At 72.2% G+C, this 14,824-nt stretch carries 10 protein-coding genes; 8 read left to right on the forward strand and 2 right to left on the reverse strand.

What is annotated here, in order from left to right:
- Nucleotides 1–174: 174 nt before the first annotated feature.
- Entirely contained in the window at nucleotides 175–2,283 is a 2,109-nt protein-coding gene (pta, locus tag NQ707_RS07505; RefSeq protein ID WP_404435290.1) for a phosphate acetyltransferase, read from the forward strand.
- A gap of 90 nt (nucleotides 2,284–2,373) precedes the next feature.
- On the opposite strand, the gene NQ707_RS07510 is transcribed toward pta, so the two are convergent.
- Nucleotides 2,374–2,733, reverse strand: a complete 360-nt coding sequence (locus NQ707_RS07510; protein ID WP_064725673.1) for a nuclear transport factor 2 family protein — start codon at nucleotides 2,731–2,733, stop codon at nucleotides 2,374–2,376.
- A gap of 141 nt (nucleotides 2,734–2,874) precedes the next feature.
- On the opposite strand from NQ707_RS07510, the gene NQ707_RS07515 reads away from it, so the two are divergent.
- The 6 genes from NQ707_RS07515 to NQ707_RS07540 all read left to right on the forward strand — a co-directional run bounded on the left by NQ707_RS07515 (nucleotide 2,875) and on the right by NQ707_RS07540 (nucleotide 11,950).
- On the forward strand, nucleotides 2,875–4,119 hold the full coding sequence (locus NQ707_RS07515) for an acetate/propionate family kinase (protein ID WP_404435292.1): 1,245 nt from the start codon (nucleotides 2,875–2,877) through the stop codon (nucleotides 4,117–4,119).
- 274 nt (nucleotides 4,120–4,393) lie between these two features.
- The gene (locus tag NQ707_RS07520) at nucleotides 4,394–5,755 is read left to right on the forward strand and encodes a M48 family metallopeptidase (RefSeq protein WP_358293223.1); all 1,362 of its coding nucleotides are present in this window, start codon (nucleotides 4,394–4,396) and stop codon (nucleotides 5,753–5,755) included.
- A gap of 254 nt (nucleotides 5,756–6,009) precedes the next feature.
- A complete protein-coding gene (locus NQ707_RS07525) occupies nucleotides 6,010–7,653 on the forward strand; it encodes a GMC oxidoreductase (protein WP_100463372.1) in 1,644 nt (547 codons plus the stop codon).
- 54 nt (nucleotides 7,654–7,707) lie between these two features.
- Nucleotides 7,708–8,352, forward strand: a complete 645-nt coding sequence (locus NQ707_RS07530) for a hypothetical protein (protein WP_058743761.1) — start codon at nucleotides 7,708–7,710, stop codon at nucleotides 8,350–8,352.
- Between the two features lie 390 nt (nucleotides 8,353–8,742).
- A complete protein-coding gene (locus NQ707_RS07535; RefSeq protein ID WP_100463374.1) occupies nucleotides 8,743–10,413 on the forward strand; it encodes an ATP-binding cassette domain-containing protein in 1,671 nt (556 codons plus the stop codon).
- A 322-nt stretch (nucleotides 10,414–10,735) separates the two neighbouring features.
- The gene (locus NQ707_RS07540) at nucleotides 10,736–11,950 is read left to right on the forward strand and encodes an ABC transporter ATP-binding protein (protein WP_100463375.1); all 1,215 of its coding nucleotides are present in this window, start codon (nucleotides 10,736–10,738) and stop codon (nucleotides 11,948–11,950) included.
- 99 nt (nucleotides 11,951–12,049) lie between these two features.
- Here the strand turns inward: NQ707_RS07540 and NQ707_RS07545 are convergent, their stop codons facing one another.
- Entirely contained in the window at nucleotides 12,050–13,375 is a 1,326-nt protein-coding gene (locus NQ707_RS07545; protein ID WP_404435294.1) for an ROK family transcriptional regulator, read from the reverse strand.
- A 139-nt stretch (nucleotides 13,376–13,514) separates the two neighbouring features.
- Here NQ707_RS07545 and NQ707_RS07550 point away from each other — a divergent pair, with 139 nt between their 5' ends.
- Nucleotides 13,515–14,822, forward strand: coding sequence for an ABC transporter substrate-binding protein (locus tag NQ707_RS07550; protein ID WP_279752236.1), 1,308 nt, complete (start codon nucleotides 13,515–13,517; stop codon nucleotides 14,820–14,822).
- The last annotated feature ends 2 nt before the right edge of the window (nucleotides 14,823–14,824 follow it).

Raw genomic sequence — 14,824 nt, forward strand, 5'->3', positions numbered from 1 at the left:
CCAGTCGTGCCCACGGCCGGAAACAATGGGCCGATCACAGCCCAATCATCATCAGAGATCTCCACACGCGCCACGAACACAAGGATCACCCACGTGCCCACGAGCACCCTTTAGCAACACGGCCTAGACTGGAGGACGGACCGCACCCCTGCCACCGACCGCGAGGAACCCCTAATGAGCACCGGCATCTTCCTGGACGCCATGACGCCGCGGGCCGGCAAGACCCTGATCGCCCTGGGCCTGGCCGACTCCCTGATCCGCCGCGCGGACCGCGTGGGCTACTTCCGCCCCGTGCACCTGGGGGACACCCCCGCCCAGGATCCGCGCGTGCGGCTCATGCAGGAGACCTTCGGCCTGGACGACGACGCCGCGCGCGGCGGCGTCAGCCTGGCCCAGTGCCGGGAGTACCTGGCCTCCGGCCAGCAGGATGAGCTGGTCAGCGTGTGCCTGGCCGTCTACGCGCAGATGGCCCCGAGCTACGACGTCGTCATCGTGGACGGCACGGATCTGCTCGCGCACAACGCCGCGACAGCGGAGTTCGACCTCAACGCCCGCCTGGCCAACACCATGGACTGCTCGGTGCTGGCCGTGATCAACGGGGGCGAGGCGGAGTCCGTGGAGGACATCGTCAACTCCGTGGAGGTGACCCGCTCGGAGCTGCGCTCGGCCAAGACGGACCTGCTCGGCGTGGTCGTGAACCGGGTGGACCCGGAGCGGGTGGCCGAGGTCGCCGAGCGCACCCCGGCCGGGCGCCGCGGCGGGCAGGTGTACGTGATCCCGGAGAACCCGGCGATCTCCCAGCCCACCGTCGCCGACGTCATCCGCAGCCTCGCCCTGGACGACACCGCCCTGGGCGCCTCCGCGGACCGGGACATCCAGGCGGTGAAGGTCGCGGCGATGACGGTCGGGAACTTCCTGGAGCAGATGGGCGACGGGGACTTCATCATCACTCCCGCGGACCGGGCCGACGTCGTCATGGCCACCCTGGCCTCCGCCCTGTCCCCGAGCTTCCCGGCCCCCGCCGGCGTGCTACTGTCCGGGGACCACCTGACCGGCACGGCCACGCAGGCGCTGATCGACGCCGCCCCGTTCCCCGTGCTGCGCACCGGCCAGGACACCTACTCCGCCGCGCAGGCCGTGGGCCGGGCGCAGGGGGACCTGCGCGCCGGGGAGCGGCGCAAGATCGCCGCCGCCCTGGGCGAATGGGCCAACGCGGTGGACGAGCAGGAACTGCTGCACCGGCTGGAGCTTCCCCGACCCGCGACGATGACCCCGCTGCGGTTCCTGCACAACCTCATCGAGACCGCCCGGGCCCAGCGGCGTCGGATCGTCCTGCCGGAGGGCGAGGACGTGCGGGTGCTGCGCGCCGCGGAGATCATCGTGCGCCGGGACTTCTGCGATCTGATCATACTGGGCGAGGCCGCGAAGATCCGGGAGCTGGCCCAGAACGAGGGCCTGGCCCTGGAGCTGAGCGAAGACGAGGAGCCGGCCCGCGGCGCGGTGCGCCTGATCGACCTGTCCACCTCCGCCCTGCGGGAGGCCTACGCACAGGAGTACGCGCGGCTGCGCGCCCACAAGGGCGTCACCCAGGAGCAGGCGATGGAGCGGATGCTGGACGGCAGCTACTTCGGCACCATGATGGTCCAGCTCGGCGACGCCGACGGCATGGTCTCCGGGGCGGCGCACACCACCGCCAACACCATCCGCCCCGCCCTGGAGTTCGTGAAGACCAAGGAGGGCGTGAAGATCGTCTCCTCCGTGTTCTTCATGCTCCTGGAGGACCGCGCCCTGGTCTACGGGGACTGCGCGGTGAACCCCAACCCGGATGCGGCGCAGCTGGCGGACATCGCCCGGGCCTCCGCGGCCACCGCCCGGCAGTTCGGCGTCGAGCCCCGGGTCGCGATGCTCTCCTACTCCACCGGCGGCTCCGGCTCCGGGCAGGACGTGGACACGGTGCGCGAGGCCACCGAGCTGGTGCGCTCCGCGGATCCGGACTTCCCGGTGGAGGGCCCGATCCAGTACGACGCCGCCACGAACGCCTCGATCGCCGCCTCCAAGCTCCCGGACTCCGCGGTGGCCGGGCAGGCGACGGTCTTCGTGTTCCCGGACCTGAACACCGGGAACAACACCTACAAGGCCGTCCAGCAGTCCTCCGGCGCGGTCGCGGTGGGTCCGGTGCTGCAGGGGCTGCGCAAGCCGGTCAACGACCTCTCCCGCGGCTGCACCGTGGACGACATCGTCAACACCGTGGCGATCACCGCGATCCAGGCCCAGCAGGACTGAGCCCCGGGGCGGCGGGCTCGCCCCGCCCCGCCTCCGAACGGCTCCGGCCGGGGAGGGGGTCGGGGTGGGCGGGACGGCTGGGGCGGGGGCTCAGACCTGGGTGTCGTCGAAGTAGGTCTGGCGGCGCCGGATCAGCCCGGCGTCGTCGAACTCCAGGACGTCCGCGAAGGGCGCGCGCACCTCGGTGCCGTCCTTCAGCCGCCCGGTGAACACCCCCTCCACGAACACGGTGCGGGAGGCCTCGTCGGGGATGAGGTGGGTGATGCCGTGCTTCCCGGAGGCGATCACCCGCTCCCCGGTGTAGAAGGCCACCAGCGCGTCCGCGCCCTCGAAGGCCGGGTAGCCGGGGCGCTTGTACACGGCGTCGGAGGCGAACAGCGGGGGCACGTCGGCCGGGACGGTGTCCACGGTGTCGTAGTAGGTGCGGGCCAGCTCTGCCAGGGTGCTCACGGGTGTTCCTCTCCTCGATGCGGGGCGTCGCTGCTGCGGCGACGCGCCTTCCGACGGCGCGCTCCTCCAGGCTAAGCCCCGCCGCGGATGAGATGATCGGGGGGTCACATTTCCCGCACGTCCCCGGCGAAGGAGCCCCCCTTGCTCGTCCTGGTCATCAACTCCGGATCCTCTTCGATCAAGTACCAGGTGCGGGAGGTGAGCACCTCCGAGGAGAATACGGACCCGTACACCTCCTCGATGCCCGCGATCAACGAGCGGATCACCCTGGAGCGGGCCACCCTCGGGGTGGAGGGAGATCAGGTGCTGGCCAAGGGGCTGATCGAGAACATCGGGGAGCCCGGCGGGGCGAAGGACCACACCGAGGCCCTGGAGCGGATGAGCGAGGAGATCGACGCCGCGCTGGACGGCCGGGAGATCGACGCCGTCGGGCACCGGGTGGTGCACGGCGGGGAGCGCTTCTCCGCCCCGGTGATCGTCAATAACGAGATCGTGCGCGCGATCGAGCGCCTGGCCCCGCTGGCCCCGCTGCACAACCCCGCCAACGCGATGGGCATCCGCGCGATCCAGCGCAAGTGGCCGCACCTGCCGCAGGTGGTCGTGTTCGACACCGCCTTCCACCGCTCCATGCCGGAGTACGCCTGGCGCTACGCCCTGCCGGATGAGTTCTACCGGATGCACGGGATCCGCAAGTACGGCTTCCACGGCACCAGCCACGACTACGTCACCCAGAAGGCCTGCGAGCACCTGGGGGTGGAGCGCAGTAGCTTCGACGGGATCATCGCCCACCTGGGCAACGGCGCCTCGGTGACCGCGATCCGCGGCGGGGAGTCCATCGACACCTCGATGGGGTACACCCCGCTGGCCGGGCTGGTCATGGGCACCCGCTCCGGCGACGTCGACCCCTCCGTGCTGACCTCCCTGATGCAGCGTCAGGGCATGGACCCGGAGGAGATGGCCCGGACGCTCAACAGCGAGTCCGGGCTGAAGGCCATCGGCGGGACCAACGACATGCGGGAGCTGTCCATCCGCGCGGTCAACGGCGACGAGTCCGCGCAGCTGGCCCTGGACATGGCCGCCTACCGCCTGGCCCTGTACATCGGCGGATACCACGTGGCCGTGGGCGGGGCGAAGACCCTCGTGTTCACCGCCGGGATCGGGGAGAACTCCGCGTACTTCCGCGAGCTGGTGCTGCAGCGCCTGGGCGCCCTGGGCATCACGCTGGACGAGCACGCCAACGCCCGCCGCTCCTCCGAGACCCGGGTGATCTCCGGGGAGGATTCGGCGATCACGGTGCTCGTGGTGCCCACGGACGAGGAGCGGGCGATCGCCGAGGCGACGGCCGGCCTGGTGGTCGCGCGCCGTCAGCGGGGCGCCCGTCGGTAGCACCCGGCTACAGTAGTCGGAGATCACCGCCGCCTGTGCGGCGCACCATCGCGGGGAAGGGGCAGCCATGACCGATCAGCCCGACGGCGCAGCGCGAGGACCGGAGGGATCCGGGGCGGGCTCCGGGCCGGGGGGTCCCGGGGGACCCGGTGGTCCGACGTCGGGCGGGGCCGGGGCAGGCGCCCCGGGCGGACCGACGTCGGGCGGGCCCGGCGGACAGGGAGGCCCCGGGGGCCCGGGCGGGACCGGGCCGGGCTTCCCGCCCCCGGGGATCGTGCGGCGGACCTACGGCGCGCCGGGCACCACACCCGCGGCCGCCGCCTTCCCTCCCCAGCCCCTGCCGGATGACCTCTCCGGCGGCTGGGTCCCGGAGGACGCCCGCCAGAACCCGGCCAGCCCGTTCCCGGCGCCGAAGCTGTTCGGCTTCCAGTCCCTGCTCGCCGGCCCGCTGCTGGGCAGGATCCGGCACGCCGCGGAGATCCCGTGGGTCGTCGTCGGCGTGGTGATCACCGTGGTGGGGTGGCTGTTCGCCTGGTACGTGATGCTGGTGAACCTGGTCTTCGGCCGGCAGATCGCCGGGATCATGCGCCGAGGGCAGCCCGGCGAGCCGCTGTACGAGCTGATCGGCTTCGCCCAGTCCCTGTCCGCGCAGATCATCGCGCTGGCGATCGTCGCCCCGATCGTGTTCTTCCTCGCCCGCGCCCTGATGTACGCGCAGATCCGGCTGAGCGGGGTGCGGATCACCCCCACCCAGTTCCCGGAGGCCTACCGGATGGTCGTGGAGGCCGCCGAGGCCGCGGGTCTGCGTCGTGTGCCGGACGCCTACGTGATGCTGGGCAACGGCCAGATCAACGCCTTCGCCGCCGGTCACGGGCACCGCCGCTTCATCGCCGTGTACTCGGACCTGTTCGAGATCGGCGGGGCGGCGCGGGACCCGGAGGCGCTGCGGTTCATCATCGGGCACGAGGTCGGGCACATCGCCGCCGGCCACGTCTCCTACTTCCGACTCCTGGGGCTGTCCCTGTTCAACCAGATCCCGGTCCTGGGCAACATCCTCTCCCGCGCCCAGGAGTACACCGCGGACAACTTCGGCTACCGCTTCTGCCCGCAGGGGGCGCGCGGGCAGATCAAGGTGCTCGCCGCCGGCAAGTACCTCAACGCGGACGTGAACTTCGACGAGTACGCGGACCGCGCCGTGTACGAGCGCGGCCTGTTCACCTGGTTAGCGAACCTGGGCCTGACCCATCCGGCCAACACCTGGCGGGCCCACGCCCTGCGAGACCGCTCCCGCCCCGGGCGCCTGATCTGGCGGCCCAAGCAGAACCCGCCGCGCGAGCCGCTGAGCATGGTCCCGGCCGCCGAGCCGGCCGCCTCCTGGGCGGATCCGCTGCAGGCGGGGCGCTTCACGGACGCCTACCACCCCGCGCCGGAGAACCAGCACTGGGGCATCAACGCCACCCACCGGTGGGTCCCGGTGGAGCGGCGCGACGCCCCCGTCCCGGATCTGCTGGACACCCTGTGGGTGGCCCCCGGCGTGCGCCGCAGCCCCGTGCCCCCGCAGGGCCCGGCCGGGGCGGGTTCCTCCGACGGGGATCCCGAAGCGGACGGCCCCGAGGCAAGCGGCCCCCGCCGGTGAGATGCGGGTTCCGTTCTGAGATGCGCCGTTCGTGTTGAGATGCGCCCCGCCGTGCAGCATCTCAGCACGAACGGCGCATCTGAACACAAACCCCGCCCCGCAGCGACCGGCCGACGCCGCCGCGCGGGAATCCTGTCACCCGTTCCGTGCAGGGAGCGGACCCGGACCGCGCCCGGACCCTACGATGATCCGCGATGCGCCGCACCCGTCGCGGCGCCTCGACATCACTCGCACTCCCAGGACAGAGATCACCCATGCCCCTGCACGATCGCCGCGCCGTCCTGCGCGCAGCCCTGACCAGCGGCACGCTCGCCGCCGGCGCGCTGGCCCTCACCTTCCCCGCCTCCGCCGCAGAGCGCACCGACGCCGCCCGGGCCGCCGAACAGCGCGCCGGCCGGCGGGTGGCCGTCATCGGCTCCGGATACGGCGGGGCCGTGGCCGCGGACCGGCTGACCCGCCGCGGCATCCCGGTGGACCTCATCGAGATGGGCGTGGACTGGGACTCCTTCCCCAAGGGCGGCGGGCGCACCTTCACCTCGATGACCAAGCCCACCTCCCGCTCGGTGTGGTTCGAGACCCGCACGGACATGCCCTTCAGCACCCTCGGCGGCTTCGACCTGATCAACCGCGACGTCGCCGCCGGCGCCGGGGTGCTCGGCATCGAGCGCTTCGAGCAGATGAAGGTGTACGTGGGGCGCGGCGTCGGCGGCGGCTCCCTCGTCAACGGCGGCATGGCCGTGACCCCGGATCGGGCGTTCTTCGAGCAGGTGCTGCCGCAGGTCGACGCCGCACAGATGTACTCCCGCTACTTCCCCGAGGCCAACCGGGCCCTGGGCGTGCAGGCCCCGGCGACCGCCCTGGTGGGCACCGCCGCGTACTACCAGTTCGCCCGCGTGGCCGCCTCCCACGCGGCCAAGGCCGGGTACCGCACCGTGCCGGTGCCCAACGTCTACGACTGGGACCACATGCGCCGCGAGGGCCACCGACGTGCCGAGCGCTCGGCCCTGGCCCAGGAGGTGATCTACGGGAACAACCACGGCAAGAAGTCCCTGACCCGGACCCTGCTCAAGAAGGCCCTGGACACCGGGCTGGTCAACCTCACCTCGCTGACGGAGGTCACCGGCATCACCCGCCAGGAGGACGGCGCCTACCGGCTGGAGCTGAAGACCATCGACTTCAGCGGGAACGTCCTGTCCCGCAGCACCCGCGTGTACGACCGCGTCATCCTCGCCGCCGGCTCCGTGGGCACCGCGCGGCTGCTGATGAAGGCACAGCACGACGGCGGCGTCGCCGGTCTGCGCGGCAACGACGGCATCGGCGCCGGGTGGGGTCCCAACGGCAACACCATGCTGGCCCGCTGGCTGGGCTTCGGCACCCGCACCGGCTCCCTGCAGTCCACCATCCCCGCCCTGGGCATCCGGGCCTGGGACGGCTCCCAGAACTCCGTGTTCGCGGAGATCGCGCCGTTCCCGGCTGGTCTGGAGACCCACTCGAACGTGTACCTGGCGATCACCAACAACCCGAATCTGGCGCGCTTCGGGTGGGACCCCGCCCGCGGGCTGAGCCTCGGCTGGACCCAGCAGATGTCCCAGCCCTCCGTGGCCGCGGTGCGCGCGGTCTTCGACCGCATCAACGCCGCGAATCCGGGCACCCGGTACCGCGGGGATCTGTTCGAGGGCGGCAAGCAGTTCACGGACTACTTCACCTACCACCCGCTCGGCGGGGCGGTGCTCGGCCAGGCCACCGACGAGCAGGGCGAGGTCCGCGGCGCCCCGGGGCTGTTCGTGATGGACGGCTCCCTGATCCCCGGAAAGATCGGCGTCAACCCGTTCGTCACGATCACCGCCCTGGCGATGCGCTCCATGGACCGGCTGCTCGAGGCCGGCCGCTTCTCCTGATCCGCCCCGCACGAGGACCTCTCCGCACCCGACTCGCACCGAATCGAGGAACCCATGTCATCCACCTCCCGGCCGCATCTTCCCGCTCCCACCCGCCGCGCGATGCTCAAGGGCGCCGCGTGGGGCGCTCCCGCCGTCGTCGTTGCGACGGCGGCGCCGGCGGCCGCCGCGAGCGTCCTGCCCGATCAGCCCACGGACCTGGCCATCGACGTCGTGGACCCGCCCGTGGATATGGACACCTGGCAGCCGGAGATGACGGTGCCCGTCTACCAGCAGGACCTGAGGACCGTCGCGCAGATGGCGAGCCTGCCGCCCATGGTGCGGGTTACCAACGTGGGCTCCGTGCCGGCCGTGAACCCGGTGGGGACCTTCGAGGCGGCGATGAAGGACTACGCCTCGGACTACATCCCGCTGGGCAGCAACCAGGTGAAACTCGCCTCCGGGACCCCGCAGGCCACGCTCACCGAGATCCCCACCCCGGTCTTCGCCAAGGGCGAGGGGTCCAAGTGGAACTGGTCCTGGTCCGGCACCCTGCAGCCCAGCGACGTCGCGGAGATCCCGCTGAAGTACTGGGTGCGCTCCCCCTTCGCCAACGTGACCTTCGAGCTGCTGGTGGTCGCCTTCGTCCAGGACGAGCAGGAAGGCGACTGGGACGACAACTCCGAACGCCTCGGCCAGGTCCCCGGCTTCACCGCCTGAGCTGCGCAGCCTCTCTCCCCTCCGCGACGTCGCCCCCCACCTCCCTCCTCCCCCCGGCGTCGCCGAGTCATCGATTCCTGCGGGTTTTCGGCCGAAAACTCGTCGGAATCGATGACTCGGCGCTGGGATCTCTGCGGAGAGTGGGGCGCTCCGAGTCGGCGATCCGCTCCCGGAGCGCTGCGGCATCGTGCCAGGCTCCATGGATCAGGAGGATGCGGGGAAGGCAGCCATGGGCCATACCCTGTCCCCTCAACCGTGACGCATGTTACCCTGGGGTCGTCAATGCCCCCTGCGTCAGGAATCCCGGTGGATCTGCTCCCTCTCAGCCGATAAGCGCCGAGGAGCCCCCGCGCCCCTCGGCACCCGCATCTGCCGACGAGGGAGCGCACCATGCCCGCATCCGCCATCGCCATCCACGACCTCACCTTCTCCTGGCCGGACTCCACCCCCTGCCTCGCCGCCGCCGACGCCGCCTGGGGACCCGGCCTGCACGGGATCATCGGACCCAACGGCTCCGGGAAGACCACCCTGGTACGTCTCATCACCGGAGACCTCACCCCCGCCGTCGACGCCGTCTCGGCTCCGGCCCCCATCCACGCGATGCCCCAGGATCTGGGGCTGCGCGCCGAGGCGCGGGTGGCCGAGGTGCTCGGTGCGGCCGAGACCCTCGACGCGCTCGAGGCCGTCATCGCCGGGGACGCCGACCCCGCCCTGTACGAGCGCATCGGCGAGGACTGGGACGTCGAGGAGCGCATCGCGAGCGCCCTGGGCCGCGCCGGACTGCCCGGGCTGGACCCGCACCGGCGCATCGGAGAGCTCTCCGGGGGCCAGGCCGTGCGCGTCGCCCTGGCGGGGATCCACCTGGCCCGCCCGAAGGCGCTGATCCTGGATGAGCCCACCAACAGCCTGGATGCCGCGGGACGCGAGCTGCTGGCCGCCCTGCTGGCGGAGCTGCGCGGGCGCATCCCGGTGCTCGTCGTCAGCCACGACCGCACCCTGCTGGAGGAGTGCGACACGATCACCGGGCTGGTCCCCGCGCAGTTCACCCGAGGGCATCGGGCGGTGGCCGCGACCCTGCGGCAGGTCGAGGGCCCGTACTCAGTGTGGGAGCAGACCGCGAGCGCGGAGCAGAACACGGCCCGACGTCGGGTGCGGGAGGCCGCGGCGGACCTGGACCGGCAGCGTCGGGAGCGGATCGCCCTGCAGACCCGGGAGGTCCGGGATGCCCGGCGCGGAGCTCGGGCTGAGCGCGAGGGCAGGTACGCTCCGCTGGCGGCCGGGAACAAGAAGCGCGCGGCGCAGCGCACGGCGGCCCGGCGTCGCGGGGTGCACTCCGAGCGGGAGGAGGCCGCCCGCGAGCGCCTCGAACAGGCGCAGGCCGGGCTCGCCGTCCGCCCCCGGGTGCACCTGGAGCTGCCGGAGACCTCGGTGGCGGCCGGGACGAAGATCGTGGAATTGCAGATCTCCGACGATCTCGCGCAGCGGGAGGAGCCCCTGCCCACCGAGCTGGCGCACGTGATCCTCACCGGACCGGAGCGGGTGCGCCTGGCCGGGGCCAACGGGTCCGGGAAGTCCACGCTGATCCGCCGCATCCTCGCCCACCCTGGCGAGGTCCCCCCGGCCGAAGCCCCGCCGAGTCCGTACACGGTGCGCTTCCGGGTGCCGGAGACGGGGCACCTGCCGCAGCGGATCCTGCTGGACCCGGAGGCCACCGTGCTCTCCTGCGTGGCGGCGTCGAACCCCGGGGCCTCCGAGCAGCAGCTGCGGGATCGGTTGGCGGCCCTGCTGTTCCGGCGCGAGGAGGTCTTCTCCCGGGTCGGGGACCTCTCCGGCGGAGAGCGGCTGCGGGTCGCGCTGGCCCGGGAGCTGCTGGCCGCCCCGGCCCCGCGCCTGCTGATCCTGGATGAACCCACCAACGCCCTGGACCTGCCCACCGTGGACTGGCTGGTGGACGCATTGAGCACCTACCGGGGCGCGCTGCTGCTGGTCACCCACGACGACGATGTCGCGGCCCGCGTGGGCATCCAGCGCACGCTGAACCTGGACGCCGTCGGGCCCTGACCCACCCCCGCCACCCCTTGCCTCCCTCGCGCCCACCGACGTCGCCGAGTCATCGATTCCTGCCGGTTTTCGGCCGAAAATCCGCAGGAATCGATGACTCGGCGCTGGGGGCGGGGCGCTGAGGTGGGCGGGCGGGTGAGCGGGTGGGGCGCTGCGCTGGGCGCGGGACGGGCGACGCGCCTGTGACGCAGGCTATGCAATCCGGGCCCGGGAGTTTATTCTGGTTCTAAATAAACTCGTTCGGGCCGTGCCGCAGCGTCGCGCGCACCCGGCCCGCCTCCCGGACGACGACGCCCGCGCTGCCGCGAGAAATGAGGACACCATGGCCGCCATCTCCTTCGACGACGTCACCTGCCGCTACCCCGGGGCGGATCGGGACTCCGTCTCCCACCTGGACCTGGACATCCGCGACGGCGAGTTCCTGGTGCTCGTGGGCCCCTCCGGCTGCGGCAAGTCCACGGTGCTGCGGATGCTCGCCGGGCTGGAGGACGTCACCGAGGGCAGCATCCGCATCGGCCAGAAGGACGCCACGGACCTGCCCTCCAAGGAGCGGGACATCGCGATGGTCTTCCAGAACTACGCCCTGTACCCCCACCTGTCCGTGCGGGAGAACATCGCCTTCCCGCTGAAGATCGCCAAGATGCCCAAGGACAAGCGGGACAAGCGCGTGGAGGAGGCCGCCCAGCTGCTGGACCTCACCGAGTACCTGGACCGCAAGCCCAAGGCCCTCTCCGGCGGGCAGCGCCAGCGGGTGGCGATGGGCCGGGCGATCGTGCGTCAGCCGCAGGTGTTCCTGATGGATGAGCCGCTGTCCAACCTGGACGCCAAGCTGCGCGTGCAGACCCGCACCCAGATCTCCGAGCTGACCGATCAGCTGGGGGTGACCACCGTGTACGTGACCCACGACCAGACCGAGGCCATGACCATGGGGGATCGGGTCGCGGTGCTGCGCGCCGGGAAGCTGCAGCAGGTGGACACCCCCGCGAACCTCTACGACCACCCGGCCAACGAGTTCGTCGCCGGGTTCATCGGCTCCCCGTCCATGAACATCCTGCAGGGCCAGCTGCGGGCCGACGGCGTGCACCTGGGCGACGCCGTGCTGCGCCGTCCCACCAGCCTCGCCGGCCGGGCCGAGGGCGCGGTGGATGTGGGGGTGCGCCCGGAGGACTTCGGGATCGTCGCCGAGGGCGAGGGCTTCGAGGTGCACGTGGACCTGGTGGAGGAGCTCGGGGCGGACGCCTACATCCATGCCTCCCTGCCGCGCCGCTCCCCGGTGAGCATGAAGAGCCCCAACACCGAGCGTCCCGCGCAGATCATCGTGCGCACGGACGGGCGGACCCCGGTGCGCCGCTACGACCGCCTGTTCATCGCCCCCACCGGGCGCCCGCACTTCTTCGACCCGGAGACCGAGGAGAACCTGGAGCCCACCGGGCCGCTGACCGGCGCGATCGACGTCGCCGCGGTGGCGGGGCAGGAGCAGCGAGCGCAGGTGGACACCTCCGCCGTGGAGGCCGACGCCGCCCCCTGGGCGGAGTAGCAACCGCGCCCACCGGCACGGGCACGGGAGAGCAGGACCCCGGCGGCACCTCCCCGCAGCCCTCCGACGCGGGCGTGCTCCCACCCCCGGGGGGCAGGGTCAGTCTTCCAGGGCGGCCGCGCGCACGGCCTCGATGCCGGCCCAGCAGGCGCCGATGCGCACGGCGTCGGCGCCGGCCGCCGAGGTGGACAGCCGCAGCCACGGGGCGTGGAGGTAGCGCTGGACTCGCTCGTGCAGCCACTCCAGGCGGGGCCGGATGGCCGGGGCGATGCCGCCGCCGATCACCACCGCATCCAGGTCCAGCGGTCCCGCCAGCACCGCGCACACCCGGGCCAGCCGGTCCAGGGCGTCCTCCACGATCCCGACGGCGACGACGTCGCCCTCTTCGGCCAGGCGGAAGACGTTCTCCGCGCGCACCTGCTCCGGGGCCCACCGGGTCAGCCCGGTCCGACGGCGCTCCCGCCCGTCGGAGCCCGCCGGACCGGCCTCCTCCGCCCCAGTGCCCCCCGAATCGCCCCGCACCGTGTCGGCGGTCTGCGCGGCGGCGATCGCGGCCGCCGCGGCTTCCCGGACGGTCTGGCCCACCGCTCCGGTGCCCTCCACGCCGGAGACCAGCCCCAGCACGCCCAGCTCCCCGGCCCCGCCGCGGCGCTGGCGCAGCAGCTCGCCACCGAGCACCAGCCCCGCCCCGTAGCGCTCCCCCGCCAGCAGCAGGGCGAAGCTCTGCTCGGTCCGCGCCGGGTCCAGGGCCAGCTCGGATAAGGCGGCGAGGTTGGCGTCGTTCTCCACCCGGCAGACCCAGCCGCGCTCGGCGAACAGATCCGCCAGTCCGGGGTTCATCAGCTCCCAGTACTGGTTGGCCCCCTCCGGGGAGTGCCCGGCGGCATCCACCGGGGCGGGGATCCCGAGGACCACGCAGCCCACCCGCTCCGGTTCGACCCCGGCGATGCCCAGGGCCGTGTCCACGACGGCGCGCACCTCCTCGCGGCGCCGGGCGGCCTCCGCCGCGATCCGCTCGGCCGGGCGCGGGGGCTCTCCGGGCTGGGGGACGGTGAGGTCCTGGGCGCGCTCGGCGAGCCCGAGATCCCGCCCGGCCAGGTCCGTGACGCGCGCGGCGATCCGGTGCTGCCCGGCGTCCACCCCCACCACGAGCGCCTTCTCCGCGGCGAAGGCGTAGCGCAGGGCGGGCCGGCCCTTGGTGTAGGCGGCGCCGGCGGCGCGGGTGTCCCGGGCGGGGCGCAGCCAGCCCTGTTCGGTCAGCTCCCGGCACACCGCCAGCACGGTGGCGCGGGTCAGCCCCGTGCGGCGCATCAGATCGCTGGCCGTGGCCGGCCGTCCCGCCCACATCACATCCAGGACGGTGCGGGTGTTGAGGCGGCGCAGCAGGGCGGCGGAGCTGCCGCCTGCCGGGTCAGGGGTCGTCATGAGGCGCCATCCTTCCACGAGGTCGTTGCCTCGATTATATTTACGGTCTATATTTAGTCGAAGCGGTGCTGTGCGCCGCACCACAGCCCATCCGCGACGGCGCCGTCGGGCCCGTCGTCCGCCCTTCCAGGAGGTCGCCGTGCCCCACCTGCCGCCGGCTCGTTCCGCCACGGCTCCCGGGCCCCGCCCGCTGTCCCGCCGCTCCTTCCTCGGCGCGGCCGCCCTCGGCTCGCTGGCCCTGGGACTGTCCGCCTGCGGCGGCCCGGACGTCCCCCAGGTGCGCTTCTACCAGTCCAAACCCGAGGCCATCCCCTACTTCAAGAACCTGCTGAAGACGTTCAACGAGCAGCAGGACGGGAAGATCGAGGCGATCCACGACAGCGCCTCCAACCTCTCCAGCGGCTTCGCCCGCGCCGACCCGCCGGACCTGGGCTGCCTGAACTACAACTACGAGATGGCCCGCTTCCAGGAGCGCGGGGAGCTCTCCGACCTCTCCGATCTGCAGGCCGAGGCGAACATCGCCGATTCCATCCAGCAGCTCGTGGACCAGTACCCCACCTACCCGGGGCGGGTGTGCACCATCCCCTACTCGATGATGGCCGCCGCCGTGTTCTACAACAAGGCGATCTTCGACCAGCATGGGGTGCAGGTCCCGCAGACCTGGTCCCAGCTGCTGGAGGTCTGCGAGAAGCTCAAGTCCGCCGGGGTCACCCCGTTCTACCTCACCAGCGCGGACGCCTGGACCGTCTCCCAGGGCATCGCGGACTACAGCATCGGCGGGGCCATCGACGTCGGGGACTTCTTCCAGAAGCTGCGCGCGCAGGGGAAGGACTCCGGGCCGGACCGGGAGATCTCCTTCACCCGAGTGTTCAAGGAGCCGCTGAGCAAGGCGCTGCGGCTGATGGACTACGCCAACGGCGACGCCGCCAACCGCAAGTACGGCGACGGCAACGTCGCCTTCGCCAACGGCCAGGCCGCGATGTACCTGCAGGGCCCCTGGGCCCTGAACGAGATCCTCACGGTGAACCCGCAGGCCGACATCGGCATCTTCCCGCTGCCCATGACCGAGGACCCCGCGGACCGCAAGGTGCGCGTGAACCTGGACCTGGCCCTGTGGATCCCGGAGAAGTCCGACCAGCCGGAGGCCGCCCGGACCCTGCTGCGCTATCTCATCACCCCCGAGGTGGCTGACGCCTACAACCAGCAGAACCTGGGCTTCGGGGTGCGCAATGACTCCCCGCCCGTCACGGACCCGCGCCTGCAGGACCTGCAGAAGTACGTGGACCGCTCCGCCTTCTACCAAGGCGCTTCGGTGTCCATGCCCAAGACCGTGCCCTTCGAGAACTACATGCAGGGCATCTTCACGGGGCAGGACCTCGAGGAGACCCTCCGCAAGCTCGACGGCGACTGGCACCGCCTCGCCGAACGCCAACCCGCCAAGGACTGACC

It is taken from the genome of Rothia sp. BD8, from assembly GCF_044878465.1.
Classification (GTDB): Bacteria; Actinomycetota; Actinomycetes; order Actinomycetales; family Micrococcaceae; genus Rothia; species Rothia kristinae.